Below are 13814 nucleotides of genomic sequence, written 5' to 3'. Positions count from 1 at the left end.
TCCCCTCCTCTCATCCTTATACAGCATTCGGAAGCGTGAGGTTTCAACAAATGGAAAAATTTATTAATTCATACCGATTGATTCTTTCTTTGCATTAGAAGCGTCACTCACATCAACTGAGACAGATTCATGTGTGCGTGTCTTCGCATACATGGCTTTTAAAAGTTCCACGATCAAGGAGACGCTCACGGCTTCTCCAAATGCGTAACCGTGTTCGATGATGGATTGCATATGTTTCCTCCGTTCTTTGTCTAAGTAGGATCACCTTTCTCACTTCTAATGACAGGAGGAACGAGTAAATTGTTCGGAAAATTTTTCATTTTTTTAAATCATTAAGACTGACTTTCCTGATGGAAGGAGGAAGACGAATGGACCTCTTGATTCGTGACATCGACCCCTTATTCGTCAAACAACTCGACGAACAGGCGGAGAAACAGATGTGTTCCCGACAAGAATTGTTGAAAGGTTTGCTGATCAGCTGGTGCGCGAACGGTATCCAGTCGACACAGATCGCACGTCTCGAACGACAACTCGAAGCGAATACCTTGCATCTGAAGCGGAGTGCAACCGAACTCGAACTCTTGACTACACTCTTCCGTGAGGTGATGCAGGATGAGTAACATTCCAGGCGTCATCATCAAGTCGAAGTTCAAGTTGCCGCAAGCAACCCGACGTTTGCGTCGTTACACGACCTACCTCAGCTATATCGATCGTCCGGAGACGAAAGCGCGGTCGCATCAATTTGAAAACTATCACGACTATATGGAAGATGAACTGAAATCAAGCGGTCTGTTCACGGCGACGCATGACCGATTGAATGCGAATGAACGAGAGCAGTTACGCGATATCTTCCGTCGGGCACAAGAGAATGGCAGCATCCTCTGGCAAGATGTCATCTCGTTCGATGAAGCCTGGTTACAAGAAGTCGGCGTCAAAGAAAATCGTTTCATCGATGAACAACGATTGATGCAAGCGACACGGAACGCGACCTCGTTGATGATTGAAAAGGAACAGATGCCGCACGCGACATGGACCGCTGCCATCCATTACAACACGGACAACATCCACGTCCATGTCGCGACAGTTGAGACGATGCATCCACGCGAACGCGGTAAACGTAAACCGAAAACGATTGAGAAGATGAAGGCACAAGTCGTCCATACGCTTGCCGACCGGACACTTGAACAAGAGAAATTGAAGGCCTTCATCCGTGATGAAGTCTTAATGCACAAACGGAATCATGCAACACTATCCGTTTCGAATCGCGTGCTACATCCGGAACTCGTACGCCAGTACAAAGCGATTCAGAAACAACTACCGGACGATAAACAGCAGTGGTATTACAACATGAACGGCATGAAAGAACTGCGTCCTTCACTCAATCAATTCACTGACACATACCTTGCAACACACTTCGAGAAAGAACACACCGCCTTCAAGCAACGACTTGATACGGAGGTCGCATTCTACGAGCGAAGTTACGGATCGGGATCGCAAGCATCAGCTTATCGGAAGACGAAAGAACAGGATCTCTATACACGAATGGGAAACGCCTTCCTGTCCGAGATGCGTGAGTCAGATAAGTCGTCTCCGAAGCTTACGAAGGGGGATACATCCTCACCTAAACAAAAAATCCAATCAGCGTTTCGACGTGAACGGATCATGCAAGAGACACTCTATCGAATCGGACGACACATGAATGATGAATGGGACCATATCAAGAATCAGCGTGCGTTTGAACAACTCGAACAGGAAGTCCAACACGAAAGGTAAGGTGACGGGCAGTGGAGGAAACAAAACAAGTCCGGATTAAGATGAGTGCCGTGACCGCTGAATTTTTAGAAGAATATCGGGAAAGAGAAAGGTTGTCCGGGATTGGTCCGGCAATCGATCACATCATCCGCGACTATCAAGAGATGATCAAAAAGCAATGGGACTTGAACTATGTCAGTCGTTCCGTCTCGAAACAAATCGAGCAAGAGTTGACGTCGTTCTGGGAAGAACAGATCACCAAAAGTCTCTCTCCGTTACGATTAAGCGTCCAACAAACAGACCTCCAAACACAGGTGTTAATCGAACTCGTACAAGCCTTGATGCAGACGGAAAGCATCGAGGACATCATTCCGACGACCGAATACCGTCCCTCCTTCCTTGAGACGGCAGAAACGGCTGTCAAAAAACGAATTGACCAGCGAAAGCAATATAAGCACTCGGATAAAGAAAGGATGATCCACAAATGAGACGACTAGAAGCCTTCACACTTGCGACATTTTTCGAATTGCATCCGACCCATGTCACCGTCTTGATTCATCAAGCGCGCTACGACATTCCGGTTTCGCATGAGGAATATTCATTCCTTGAAATCCTGCAAGAAGAGCCGTTGTTGTTGCTACCGGTATCACGTGATCGTCGTCATCTACTACTGAACCGACTCGCTACCGACCCGAGTGTTCTGCAGGAATTAGAAGATTTCGAAGGTGCTGCTGATTCGTCCGTCTCGTCGGAAGGAGCGTGAAACGCGTGGGATATAAGAAGAAAACACGGGAGGATTATCAGAAGGAAGTCCAAGCGTTGACCAATAAGATGGAGACGCAGCTTGCTTCTCACTTTGTCAGTCAGGAGAGCATCAAGGAGCATCTCGATTTCATGAGCCGGTTCCATCGCTATTCAACACGCAACATGCTGTTGATCGAGGAACAGTTCCAAGGCGCCCGTGCGGTCGGTTCCTATGCATACTGGGAGAAGCAAGGTGTCCAGGTCCAAAAAGGAGAAAAAGGCATTAAAATCTTCGTTCCCTCCCCCGTTACGTTCATCAAACGAGAGACGGAGTGGGTGGAGTGGAAGGACGCCACGAAGATGGAGCAAAAGCGTGCCAAGGAAGGTTCTCTTCCGACGCGGAAAGCGATGTACTACAAGATTGGTCATGTCTTCGAGTACACACAGACCGATGCACGGGAAAAGGGACTTGAAGTCTCTGAGCTGTTTGCTTCCTATCATCGAAATGGATCGCTTCGCGAGGCGGAATCGTTTCGCCGCGCATTGAACGGGATTGCAGAGACACAAGACGTGAAAATACTCGATCAGCCATTAAGCGAGCTTGGTACCGCGAAAGGATGCTTTTATCCAGAACTGAACGCAATCGCCCTCAATCCCCGCAACTCGGACATCGAGAACGTGACCGTCCTGATCCATGAACTCGCGCATGCCAATCTGCATAACTTAGAACGAAATGAAGAACGCGGAATTGAGTTGAATCCGCACGAGAAGGAATTCCAAGCGGAGATGGTCGCTTACACGGTCGCGGCACACTTTGGTTTTTCGACGGACGAGTTTTCATTGTCGTATCTCGCCAACTGGACGCAAGGGAGAGACTTGCGCGACAAGGAAGATCTGTTGCACGAAGTCCATCAGACATCCGGTCATTTCATCCGCGAGATTCATACTTCGCTCGAGCAGGAGCAAATCTTGGAACGCGAAGCATCACCACTTAAGATGATCGAGTACATCGAACAGTGTGCACAAATCACAGAACACGGACTACCGTTAGCTGAACGGCTAGAACGAATCATGCAACATTCACCGGAAGACGTCAATGCTTATCTGACGAGCATCGCTAAGCAGGACACGCAACAAGAGCTGTCAACGTTCGAAGAACCGATGATGCTCGTCCATGGGGCAACAGACTTCTTCGAACCGTTCGCGAAAGCCAACGACCGTGACTTTGACGAGCATGAGACCGTCGCCTATACGCTCGTCATCCCGGATGAAGAACCAATCAGCCAACACTTCCGCGTCCTCGACGATGCCTCTGGACCACTACATCATATCCTAAAAACAGAAGTCGTCAGTAAAGAGACGGAAGAAGTACTTGAAAAGGCGTGGTACAACGAGATGATTTTGACAGAAGATCGTGATTTAGAAAAAGTACGGCAAATCGCGACGCGTCGCTTCAATGTACCGGAACAGGATTTCCATAGCCGTTAAAAAAACTAGTTCTCTCCTGTATCGAATAAACAGAGTAAATTGATTATTATGTGGATTAAATTAAAAGAATAGGAGTAAATAAACAGTTTCTTCTTTCGAGACGAAAGAAGAAACTGTTTACGATTTACGAAACGAAAGTTTTAATTTTTTGGCTTTTTCATTATTATTCTGTATATATTTTTTTGCATCAAGATAGTTGTCTTTAGTTATAGAATATAGTCTAGGATTGTTATACTCCGTAATTTCTTCAACCTTTAAAGCATCACGCTGAAACATCTTATTTAATGTTTTTTCGTAATTAGAGCTTAAACGATTTTCCAAGTTATTATCATCTTCCCATCGTTTAATATGAACAATTGTATCTTTAGCCATCCATCGCGCTCCAAAAGTTCTTAACTCCTCTTCTACCATAAACAAACAGAAAAGTTGTTCATCAATGTCGTATTCTGATTCATCAAAAATATCTTGATGAAAAACATTATTTTCATTTTTTTTAAAATTCTCATTTTCTATTGTAACAAGTGATTTAATTAACGCATCTACTTGTTTAGTAATAAAATATAATATTTTTTGATCACTGTACTTTTCAAATAACCCACGGTTATTATTTATAAGATATTCCTTGTATTTCATAACCATTTTACGCTCTTCAATTAAGCTTTCTGGTGTATCAATTTCTAAAAAAAAGATTCCTACATTTCTTTTATGGTGATTATAAAAAACGTCAATTTCTTCAATCGTTCCAGACTTACCATTTTTAGTTCTTGTACCTATACGATTCCCGAATAACGCTATAAGAATATCACTATCCTTTACTATTTGTTCATTAATGACAGCTTGTCCATCTTTATTAGTTTCATAAGATGCAGATGAATTATTTTCCCACCTAATAGGCATCAAAATAACATTTTTTGTGTCAGCGTGTTCATTATTCCATCCCCATATCAATTTTTCGATCTTATCTCGTTGTATGCTCACGTCTCCTGGTGATGCAATAAATATTTTAATGAGTCGAACACATCTCATACGATTACTCTCCTATATTAAGACGTTATATTATTTAATATTCATGATAGTATACCTAATTTAATTGAGAGCGGATGCTTGCTTAATTCGTCGTTAGTAAGAGCTTTGTTTAAGGCGTTTTTAGATTCGGAACAACTCCAACCTATTATTGAATATTCAGAGGTAAATTCATTGATTTTATCAAAAATAGAAGATAATTTGTAGAGAGATTGATTCTTTATTACATAATCATTTATACCGTGCTTGTATTCAGAAAGAATTGAAATGAAGGAGTTGTCATAGTCTTCTATAAAAAGTGTAGGCCCGAATTGATCGCTTTTTGTAGAAGATATCGCAAAGCGTTGCTTTTGAAATACAACTAAATTATTAAAATCTTTTTCTATATAAAAAATATCATTTTTAATTTTGCGCGTAGTTTTATTATCAATATAATACGCTAATTGTTGACCAGTCTCTGTATTAAAAATCAATACTCTTACAACATCTGTATGTTTAGGAATTACAGATCTCATCACTCCATTATTTGTTAAATCGAAATGAATATGAATTTGTGTTCTACGAGGAATCTTTGGAGATAATTTGTAAGTCAGCGACTTTAATGGAAACAGATCATAAGATTTGCGTGGGAAAATTAGTTCATATCTAATTTTTCTAAGTTCTCCTGAATAATCATCTCTTTTTTCATTATCTAAAAAATAGGAATCTCTTGCTTCTATAGAACTATCTCTTAATTGGATTAATTTATTCATATCCTCATTGTAATGCTTTTCAAGAAGATTTTTTGTGAATGAATGGGTAAAAAAATCTAAAGTACGGATTTTTCCCTGTTCATATTTTATTATAAATCTTCCTAAAGCTTCTGAATCGCTTTTTTCTAACAAACCTGTATTTAAAAGATTTTTAATCTTTGAAATGAGTTTCACTGTGAATTCTTCTTCTTTTTTAAACATTTCTTTTTTAGTTTCTAAAGAAAAATGCAATCGGTTTTTAAGATTCAACAATTCAAAATATCCTGGAATTTTAGTTTCACACAAATTAATTAATTCTTTTTGTAAACGCTCAATTTCTCTTATGCTATTGTTATCAGATGTTACATTTAAAAGATATGAAATATCCGTAGGCATAGCGTGTTCAAAATTAAACTTTGTAAACCCGTACTCATAATATTTTTGAACTCCTTCGATATCGCTCTCGATAGCTTTTAAAAATCTAGTTACATCAGAATCTTTATTTTCGTTTTTTTCATTTGCATTCCACTTTAGTTTATTAGCTTGTATACGAGATTCAAATTGGTTAAAACCTAAAAACGAAGATGAAAATTCTTCTATATAAAAATCTTCATAATAATCGAGTTTTTCCACCTCACATTCAACAAGAACCTTCATACGAAATTTAGTTAAATCACAATCTTTTTCAATCATGTACTTAAAAATTTTGCACGTTTTAAAAAAACCATCATAATAAGAATTTTTCCCAGAAAAAAAGTACTCTTTGTAAGATTCATAAGTTAATCGATTGAGTGATAACAATTGAGTCAAATGATCTTTATATCTTTTTTGTACATTTTTAGATTGTCCAATATAAATAGGCATAATCAAATCATCCTTATCACAATCTATATAAATCATGTATACACCGCTTAATTTATAATTTGTTAATCGGTTAACTTCTTTGTACTTTTCAGAAGAAAAAATTGCTTTCACTTTTTCTTTTATATTCTCAAAATGCTTTTGACCTTGAATTTCCATACTTATTCCTCCCACAGTTCTTCGATCAACTTATCGATTTCGTCTGAGAGTCGCTGTCGCTCACATTCATCCTTCTCGATATGACCATATTCATCCATCCAGATGACATCGCCCGACTCCACCGTCATCGGAAAGCGGGAAATCGGGATATCGCGCATCCCGTCATCGAACTCGACGACGACCCATTTCTCTTCAATTCGGTCGATAATCCCTTTTCGCTTTTTCATTTCGATTTCTTGATCGTGTAGGACGATCCGTTCCCTTCGAAGACAATTGTGCCACTCTTATCGGTCCGCAGCATCGTCGCCTTCGCACGCTTCAAGTTCGTCACGACTTCCTTCGTCGGGTGTCCATACGCGTTCTTCCCGACACTGATGACGGCGTACTTCGGTTTAACGTACTTGAGGAACGTCGCGCTTGTTGATGTCTTCGCCCCATGATGCCCGACCTTGAGGACGTCCGCACGCAGCGTCTTCTTCTTCGCGATCATGTCTTGCTCCGACTTCAATTCCGCGTCTCCCGTGAACAAGAACGTGTTCTTCTTGTAGGCGACGTGTAAGACCGCACTCCAGTTGTTCAGATCACTCTTCGCATAGTCTTTGACCGGTCCGACGAACTGCGCCTTCACACCTTTGACCGGAAGTGAGACACCAGCCTTTGCCGTCTTGATTGTCAGCTTCTCGCGTTTAACCGCCAACAAGAAATCCTTGTAGGCTTGCGTCGTGTGCTTGACCTTCGGTGCATAGACGCTCTTGACCTTAAATGAGTCGAGGACTTCATCAAGCCCCCCGATATGATCGGCATCAGGATGCGTCGAGATCAACATTTCGATGTCACCGACCTTCTGCTTCTTCAGATAGGCAACGAGTTCATCGCCCTTCCCCTTGTTGCCGCCATCGATGACGATGTCCTCACCACTCGGCATCTTGATGTAGATCGCATCGCCCTGACCAACATCGATATAGTGAACCTTGATTTTTGGTGTCGCTGCCTCTGCACCTTGCAGTGGTCCGACGAGTAATCCAATACTTGCGAGCGCTAAGCTGGCACCCATCCATTTTCGTTTCATCTTTCATCGCTCCATTCCTGATTTGTAAGTTATCTTCAGTATACAGTGAATACCAGGAGAAAGTTGGTTATATTTCCCACCCATTCATTTTTATTGCTAGGTTAATTTATATGTTAATCAATACACAAAAAAACAGACCTTAACGGGTCTGCTTAGTAAAATGCGTCTGCATGAAGTCTGTCAGTCGATCAACATTGATAAACCACGTCACGTGCTCGATCGATCCGTCTACTTCTCGTACGAATCGAAGCTGGGCATCAATCAATGTTACCTTATCTGGTACCTGTTTCCTCTTTGCTTGTTCCATGACCTCAAACATCTCAATTATACTCATGTATACCACCTCTAACCGTTTTGTTAAGCACAGCATAGAATGATTTAAGAAGCTGTACGAATTACCTTAGATAAGATAAGCGAAGTGATATGTAAAATAACCGAGTTGTTACGAAACAATGCACGATTAATTTTTCACGCAAAAAAAAGAAACGACCTTTTTCAACATCGTTTCTGCCATAAAAATAATCATTCTTCCTACGCACATCGAATCAATAGAGATAAATGAGGACACCTACGATCAGAATGAGCGGAACCAATAATACTTTACCGGTCCGGCTCAAAAAGTTCTTCTTTTCTTTTGTAAACAAGAAATCGATCAATAAGAAAAGTCCAAATGCAATCGGTACGAGGTAGAGTAGAGGGACATTCGTTAGTGTTGCACCGAATACATCAGTCGATCCGTCAAAGTTCATATGTAGTTTCTCCTTTTTAGATATCCTCGCATACGATACATCATTCACGACCGAAGCACTAACGACGATCTCATACGCGGACAAGACACTTTCCTTTAGTATGCCATTCCTTCCACTAAACCCTAACCTTTTATTTTTCTTTTTATAATTCTATGGAACGCTCCGTGCCTTCCGTCGCAAGGAACAGGAACGTAGAGATGCCTCGCGCAGGCGAGTCGCAGCTCTCGTTATCGGTCCGGCAGGAGGGCAGCGGTGCGATGAGAATGTCGCTGCGTGCAGCCTACAGCCTCACGCATGAGCCTGAAAATTCTTCCTTTGTTGTAATATCCAGTAGAAAGAGCATCACTACCTATCTACAGGAGGAACAATTCACTTCAATCAGCTCTCTCTCCTCGAACCTTTATACACTCCACTGTGGGTCTCACATTGCCCTTGAATTCGGAACTAGTCCATTCATTACTCATTTGTGCTCTCTTAAAAAAGAAAATATCGTCGTTTTTTTGTCCATTCATGCTACGGTACGTAAGTGTGATCTTATTTGAAAATAGAGGAAACTATTACTGAGCTGAACGCGGCATAGAAATGACTATACGTAAAAATACGACTCAAATCCTCTTGCTATCAAGGACTTGAATCGTATGATAAAGCATCGAGTGAGTCATCGCACCACTCAAACAATCGACGTAAAGGCTTTAGCGGTCACGTTTAACTCTCCAGCGGTTTCTCCCATACTATTGAATCTGTCGACGGTTTTCTCCATCACTTGAAGGCTGTCCGTCGTATCTTTTGCTGATTGGTCCATCACCCTCAATACTTGTTCCAGTTCTCCGTTCATCTTTTCGGTCGTCGTCCGAACATCCACTACAGCACGTTCGACAAGTTTCGACAGATTTCGGACTTCTGTCGCGACGACGTTGAATCCTTTGCCATGATCACCGGCTCGCGCTGCCTCGATTGATGCATTTAATGATAATAAATTGGTTTGAGAAGCAATTCCTTTAATGGTTGCAGTGAGATGTGTAATCTCGTCCGCCTGTTTTTGTAGGTTTTGGACGACCTTATAGTTCGCTAATGTCTCGCTTGCCATATGTTCAATCGTCTTCTTCAATAATCCACTCTCTTTAATCCCATAGAGCGCTCTTTCGTCAAGTGTCTCTGCGATCGTATCGAACGTCTTCGCATACGTTTCGACTAATTGTTGCCGCTCCGTGATATCTGTCGCAATTTTGACGACTCCGACGACCTGACCGTCTTCAATCAATGGCATGTAGGTCGCCTCTAACCAAATAGAGTTTCCGAGAGAGTCGATTCGCTCGATTTTGTCAGAAGCACTTAATCCGAAGAACAGCTTCTCCCAAAACTCCTTATACTCATTACTATTGACAAAGGAGGGAGGGCAAAACAGGTGATGATACATGCCAATCATCTCTTCCTTCCGATATTTCATCGTCTTCGCAAAGAGATCATTTACATCGACTACTTTTCTTTGCAAATCAAATCGAATCATCGCTACATGATTTTTTAAAGAATCCAACACTATACCAGAAGAAAGATTGACCTTATCCGAATCCATTACCTTCACCCTCTTGACGTCTATTTTTTAGATGCACAATTCGTATTTCCTCATTATGTATAGATAAATATAGTTATAAAGGGCTATTCAGAATACATCTTTTTTGAAATAAGTATCAATGTTTTTAGTCTTTTTTTATTATTTTTCCTTTCTAAAAACTAGTATCGAAAGTACTAATAAATTATCAGGGTATAAGAAGTTTATATCCCTTGGATTCAAGGTATTAATAACATATTTATGCTGTTGTTAAACAGTATTAAGGCTGTGATAGAAAGGAGAAAATTCGTTATGTCGACCTTATCGGAACCCCAAAGTTTGACCCTCATGCCAAGGTTATCTCAACACTTTCAATGTCATGACATCTTACAGAACATTGGACTCCTATCGATCCGGATCATTCAAAAGAAAAGAGTCGGTTCACTGGTCGAGTATCGACGATCATACTCACTTCTCGATCAAGAGCAATTGGATTTTCAAACCTGCGTCCCTCCGGATATCAGACAGCGTCTTGTCTTATGTATAAACCTCTCTTCTCACGAGTGGAGTATCTCCTTACCGGATCATCACTTTTCTGAAGAATTTTTTCGATTTCCGACCGATTGCCCTCCCTTACAGTTTTCTTGTCTCTATACGACTACTCAGCACTTCATCACCTCACTTGAATCATTCATTCTGTCTTTATTTTCTACGAGTATTAAATTCAGTAGTGCTTCCACTTATTATCAAGATACAGCGTTACCAAAATAAGAGATTGTACGGAACTCCTGAATTACATTTATGATTGAGGATGCTGACTATTCTACTGATCGCAATCGATCAAAGATAAAATATAAAATAACTAAGCAACCCTTCTTCGAACGGAGTGATAACCATGCGCATCACACAATACACAGATTACGGACTCCGTACCTTGATATATCTCGGTGCTCATCCTAAGGAAATCGTCCCGATGCCACAAATCGCAGAACACTATGCAATCTCCCCGAATCATTTGATGAAGGTTACCCAGCAGTTGACGAAGCTTGGTTATGTCGAATCTGTCAGAGGGCGAAACGGAGGACTCCGACTGACGCGTGCTCCAAAAGAGATTAATATCGGAACCGTCGTCCGTCAGATGGAACCGCTAGATATCGTCGAATGCTTCAGTCCGAACGGGCAATGCATCATCGCCCCTGCCTGTCGTCTCAAAGGGGTTCTCGGACAGGCACTGCGTGCTTTTCATCAAGAACTTGCGAAACATTCTCTGGAGGACTTACTCGATAATCAGGATCAACTTGTCGAACTTCTTCACCCTTCTACCCCAAGTGTCGAAACCGCTTCTACCTGATCACTTTTGCTTCATATCATCGACTGATTCATCTAGTACGTCCCGACAAAGACTACTATGAGAAACAGACCTAATCACATGTGTGGTGGACGTTATATATTGTTAGCCATACCAACAGTCGATCGGAACGTCATCAAAAAAATCACCTTATTTTACTTACTACTTCTTCACCGCATCTAGCGAAAATGATAGAAAGGAGAACGTTTCATGCATTCGTCTGATTTTCAAGACCGTTGTCGACAAGTTGCTTTAGAAGAGTTTCTTGAGATGTATTCACGCCTTTTACATGCAACAGACTCACCTTTGAAGCGACAGCAAGTCGAAAGCGTTCTTGAAGAGATGCGCAAAGAGTTCTCTCTTGAAGTCTTGACTGCTTCATCTTCAAATCAAACCATCGAAAATGCTCAAAAACTCTATCTAGAGCTTCATCTTTTTTTGAACTAAAAGATTCATTTTAAATAAATATTTTATTCTATTTCGCTCCGTGCCTTCCGTCGCAAGGAACAGGAACGTAGAGATGCCTCGCGCAGGCGAATCGCAGCTCTCGTTATCGGTCCGGCAGGAGGGCAGCGGTGCGATGAGGATGTTGCTGCGTGCAGCCTACAGCCTCACGCATGAGCCCGAAAATTCTTCTTGTGCTGAAAGAGGAGCACTACCTATCTACAGGAGGATCGATTCACTTCAATCAGCTATCTCTCCTCGAACCTTCATGCACTCCACTACTTGTCTCACTACTGTATCCTCCATAACACCCTTCTACATAGAAGAGACCAAATGTACTTTCTTACCCGCAGTGGATCCGTCCACTGCGGGTCTTTCAATGCACTTGGATTCGGAACGAATCCATTCCTTACTCGCTTGCGCTCTCTCAAAAGAAAAACGTCGTCGTTTTTCGTCCATGCTCTCGCGCGCGGACAGGACGGGGGTGTCCCGTCCGTCTACGCATATTGTTCTTTTACAAAACACCTTGTGCTTTCAGGCTGACGAACTCTTCATCGGCACCGACGATGATGTGGTCAAGCAGCTGAATACCGACGATACGACCGACCTCGACGAGCCGTTCGGTCACCTCGATGTCTTCCCGTGATGGGTGCGGGTCACCACTCGGATGCTGATGACTGACGATGAGCGACGTCGCATTGTTTAAGATGGCGGACTTGAAGATTTCTCTGGGATGGACAACGCTTGAGTTGATGCTTCCGACGTGTGCCCGATGGACGGCAATGACGCGGTTCTTCGTATTGAGCAGGATGACGAGGAACACCTCGCGGTCATCGTCCTGGATGAAACGTCTCGCGACACAGAACGCGTCCTCGGGTGACGTGATGTGTGTCGTCTCGAGCGCGACGTCCGGTTCACGGACCTCTTGGCGGATACGGGTGATTTCAACGAGTGTAGTCAGTTTCATGGAAAAGCTCCTTTCGCGAGTGGGATGCAGTCCGACACGGTGCCGTCCTGTTGACGGGAACGCAGCGAGCGTCGCGAGACGGTGCAAGGGTGACCGCAGGGAAAGATCAAAAAAAGCGAACAGCGCACCGGGACGAAGGCTTCCGGAGCCCGCGAGCGAAAAGCCTTGCTTTGAGCCAAAACGCGGAGGAAGACGAGGAACGGCAGCGGCTTTTTTTGATGGCCCTTGCGCCGACGAGGAGCGAGCTAGAGTACGGAAACAGGACGGCTTGCGGTCCCTTTCCATCAGACAGAGCAAGATCGCTCTGTTCCATGCTTTTGAAAGAATCATTTAAGGATTTCCATAGGCTAAGTGATCTGTAATCACGGTAGTTATCGTTCTTTTCCTGTGAATGAATAGGAATACTTCATTTTAACTTAAACCACGCTAAATTCTTCAGTATTTTTAACAGTATCTAATTGATTGATATGAGAAGTATTGTTGATATTATTTTCGCAAGAAATTGATAAACGCATATACTAATTCATAAAAACATTAAAGACTATTCTTATATTTTCGTGATATAATAAATTTATTATTTTTTAAGGTGGAGAGTTATGAATAACAATCAAAAAGTAACAATCTGGATATTATCTTTAACAATTTTGGTTTCCTCATATTTTACAATCAATATTAAAGATTTTATTCCTAGTGGTTTTACTTTAGCTTTAAACGGAATCGTAGTAACTAGAGCGATTTTATTTGCTATTACAGCCTATCTTATTGTCGAATTATCGAGAGCCATTCGTATTAAATAAAACTATTTTGTACTTTCTTTTTGTCTTTCTTTACCCCTTCGAGACTCGTTTTCCTAAATCTACAATGCTTATTGCATTTATCCTGACGACCGATATCGTCGATGGACTATAAAATACCGAAATGCCTGCGAAA

17 protein-coding genes are annotated in these 13814 nt (G+C 42.0%); 8 read left to right on the top strand and 9 right to left on the bottom strand.

Going from position 1 to position 13814, the window contains the following annotated elements; translation table 11 throughout:
- Positions 1–63: 63 nt before the first annotated feature.
- Positions 64–231, bottom strand: a complete 168-nt coding sequence (locus tag KNQ06_RS15930; RefSeq protein WP_215148873.1) for a hypothetical protein — start codon at positions 229–231, stop codon at positions 64–66.
- A 137-nt stretch (positions 232–368) separates the two neighbouring features.
- Between KNQ06_RS15930 and KNQ06_RS15925 the strand changes: the two genes are divergently transcribed.
- The 5 genes from KNQ06_RS15925 to KNQ06_RS15905 are packed head-to-tail and all read left to right on the top strand — an operon-like array spanning position 369 to position 3984.
- On the top strand, positions 369–620 hold the full coding sequence (locus KNQ06_RS15925; RefSeq protein WP_215148871.1) for a hypothetical protein: 252 nt from the start codon (positions 369–371) through the stop codon (positions 618–620).
- The gene (mobP2, locus tag KNQ06_RS15920) at positions 613–1773 is read left to right on the top strand and encodes a MobP2 family relaxase (protein WP_215148868.1); all 1161 of its coding nucleotides are present in this window, start codon (positions 613–615) and stop codon (positions 1771–1773) included. Before KNQ06_RS15925 ends, mobP2 begins: the two co-directional genes overlap by 8 nt.
- Positions 1774–1784: 11 nt before the next feature.
- Positions 1785–2240 (top strand): hypothetical protein, encoded by a 456-nt coding sequence (locus KNQ06_RS15915; protein ID WP_215148866.1) that lies wholly within the window; start codon positions 1785–1787, stop codon positions 2238–2240.
- Entirely contained in the window at positions 2237–2515 is a 279-nt protein-coding gene (locus KNQ06_RS15910) for a hypothetical protein (RefSeq protein ID WP_215148864.1), read from the top strand. The genes KNQ06_RS15915 and KNQ06_RS15910 overlap by 4 nt, the downstream gene beginning before the upstream one ends.
- A 5-nt stretch (positions 2516–2520) precedes the next feature.
- A complete protein-coding gene (locus KNQ06_RS15905; RefSeq protein ID WP_215148862.1) occupies positions 2521–3984 on the top strand; it encodes an ArdC-like ssDNA-binding domain-containing protein in 1464 nt (487 codons plus the stop codon).
- A 117-nt stretch (positions 3985–4101) separates the two neighbouring features.
- Here KNQ06_RS15905 and KNQ06_RS15900 read toward each other — a convergent pair whose 3' ends face one another.
- The 7 genes from KNQ06_RS15900 to KNQ06_RS15870 form a co-directional block, all read right to left on the bottom strand.
- Positions 4102–5010 carry a DUF4062 domain-containing protein gene (locus KNQ06_RS15900; RefSeq protein WP_215148860.1) on the bottom strand — a complete coding sequence of 303 codons (909 nt, stop codon included), beginning with the start codon at positions 5008–5010 and terminating at the stop codon, positions 4102–4104.
- 41 nt (positions 5011–5051) lie between these two features.
- Entirely contained in the window at positions 5052–6758 is a 1707-nt protein-coding gene (locus KNQ06_RS15895; RefSeq protein ID WP_215148858.1) for a GIY-YIG nuclease family protein, read from the bottom strand.
- Positions 6759–6760: 2 nt separating this feature from the next.
- Positions 6761–6985 carry a DUF3006 domain-containing protein gene (locus tag KNQ06_RS15890; RefSeq protein WP_215148856.1) on the bottom strand — a complete coding sequence of 75 codons (225 nt, stop codon included), beginning with the start codon at positions 6983–6985 and terminating at the stop codon, positions 6761–6763.
- The gene (locus KNQ06_RS15885) at positions 6982–7827 is read right to left on the bottom strand and encodes a ComEC/Rec2 family competence protein (RefSeq protein WP_215148854.1); all 846 of its coding nucleotides are present in this window, start codon (positions 7825–7827) and stop codon (positions 6982–6984) included. The genes KNQ06_RS15890 and KNQ06_RS15885 overlap by 4 nt, the downstream gene beginning before the upstream one ends.
- A 139-nt stretch (positions 7828–7966) precedes the next feature.
- A complete protein-coding gene (locus KNQ06_RS15880) occupies positions 7967–8161 on the bottom strand; it encodes a hypothetical protein (RefSeq protein WP_215148852.1) in 195 nt (64 codons plus the stop codon).
- A 211-nt stretch (positions 8162–8372) separates the two neighbouring features.
- Positions 8373–8576, bottom strand: coding sequence for a hypothetical protein (locus tag KNQ06_RS15875; protein WP_215148850.1), 204 nt, complete (start codon positions 8574–8576; stop codon positions 8373–8375).
- Between the two features lie 670 nt (positions 8577–9246).
- Positions 9247–10149, bottom strand: coding sequence for a methyl-accepting chemotaxis protein (locus KNQ06_RS15870; RefSeq protein ID WP_215148848.1), 903 nt, complete (start codon positions 10147–10149; stop codon positions 9247–9249).
- 871 nt (positions 10150–11020) lie between these two features.
- Between KNQ06_RS15870 and KNQ06_RS15865 the strand changes: the two genes are divergently transcribed.
- Both KNQ06_RS15865 and KNQ06_RS15860 read left to right on the top strand, forming a co-directional pair.
- Positions 11021–11476, top strand: coding sequence for an Rrf2 family transcriptional regulator (locus KNQ06_RS15865; protein WP_215148846.1), 456 nt, complete (start codon positions 11021–11023; stop codon positions 11474–11476).
- A gap of 207 nt (positions 11477–11683) precedes the next feature.
- Positions 11684–11920 (top strand): hypothetical protein, encoded by a 237-nt coding sequence (locus KNQ06_RS15860; protein ID WP_215148844.1) that lies wholly within the window; start codon positions 11684–11686, stop codon positions 11918–11920.
- A 511-nt stretch (positions 11921–12431) separates the two neighbouring features.
- Here the strand turns inward: KNQ06_RS15860 and KNQ06_RS15855 are convergent.
- Positions 12432–12884, bottom strand: coding sequence for a JAB domain-containing protein (locus KNQ06_RS15855; RefSeq protein WP_215148842.1), 453 nt, complete (start codon positions 12882–12884; stop codon positions 12432–12434).
- Positions 12885–13480: 596 nt separating this feature from the next.
- On the opposite strand from KNQ06_RS15855, the gene KNQ06_RS15850 reads away from it, so the two are divergent.
- Positions 13481–13681, top strand: a complete 201-nt coding sequence (locus KNQ06_RS15850; RefSeq protein WP_215148840.1) for a hypothetical protein — start codon at positions 13481–13483, stop codon at positions 13679–13681.
- The last annotated feature ends 133 nt before the right edge of the window (positions 13682–13814 follow it).

Source organism: Exiguobacterium sp. s91 (assembly GCF_018618915.1).
GTDB classification, from domain to species: Bacteria; Bacillota; Bacilli; order Exiguobacteriales; family Exiguobacteriaceae; genus Exiguobacterium_A; species Exiguobacterium_A abrahamii.
The sequence above is the reverse complement of the archived record's forward strand: the minus strand, read 5'-3'. Positions and strand labels throughout refer to the sequence as shown.

Coding starts and splice junctions, on each gene's coding strand:
- KNQ06_RS15930 (WP_215148873.1), bottom strand. CDS start 231: ATGCAATCCATCATCGAACACGGTTACGCATTTGGAGAAGCCGTGAGC.
- KNQ06_RS15925 (WP_215148871.1), top strand. CDS start 369: ATGGACCTCTTGATTCGTGACATCGACCCCTTATTCGTCAAACAACTC.
- mobP2 (WP_215148868.1), top strand. CDS start 613: ATGAGTAACATTCCAGGCGTCATCATCAAGTCGAAGTTCAAGTTGCCG.
- KNQ06_RS15910 (WP_215148864.1), top strand. CDS start 2,237: ATGAGACGACTAGAAGCCTTCACACTTGCGACATTTTTCGAATTGCAT.
- KNQ06_RS15900 (WP_215148860.1), bottom strand. CDS start 5,010: ATGAGATGTGTTCGACTCATTAAAATATTTATTGCATCACCAGGAGAC.
- KNQ06_RS15895 (WP_215148858.1), bottom strand. CDS start 6,758: ATGGAAATTCAAGGTCAAAAGCATTTTGAGAATATAAAAGAAAAAGTG.
- KNQ06_RS15890 (WP_215148856.1), bottom strand. CDS start 6,985: ATGAAAAAGCGAAAAGGGATTATCGACCGAATTGAAGAGAAATGGGTC.
- KNQ06_RS15885 (WP_215148854.1), bottom strand. CDS start 7,827: ATGAAACGAAAATGGATGGGTGCCAGCTTAGCGCTCGCAAGTATTGGA.
- KNQ06_RS15880 (WP_215148852.1), bottom strand. CDS start 8,161: ATGAGTATAATTGAGATGTTTGAGGTCATGGAACAAGCAAAGAGGAAA.
- KNQ06_RS15875 (WP_215148850.1), bottom strand. CDS start 8,576: ATGAACTTTGACGGATCGACTGATGTATTCGGTGCAACACTAACGAAT.
- KNQ06_RS15870 (WP_215148848.1), bottom strand. CDS start 10,149: ATGGATTCGGATAAGGTCAATCTTTCTTCTGGTATAGTGTTGGATTCT.
- KNQ06_RS15865 (WP_215148846.1), top strand. CDS start 11,021: ATGCGCATCACACAATACACAGATTACGGACTCCGTACCTTGATATAT.
- KNQ06_RS15860 (WP_215148844.1), top strand. CDS start 11,684: ATGCATTCGTCTGATTTTCAAGACCGTTGTCGACAAGTTGCTTTAGAA.
- KNQ06_RS15855 (WP_215148842.1), bottom strand. CDS start 12,884: ATGAAACTGACTACACTCGTTGAAATCACCCGTATCCGCCAAGAGGTC.
- KNQ06_RS15850 (WP_215148840.1), top strand. CDS start 13,481: ATGAATAACAATCAAAAAGTAACAATCTGGATATTATCTTTAACAATT.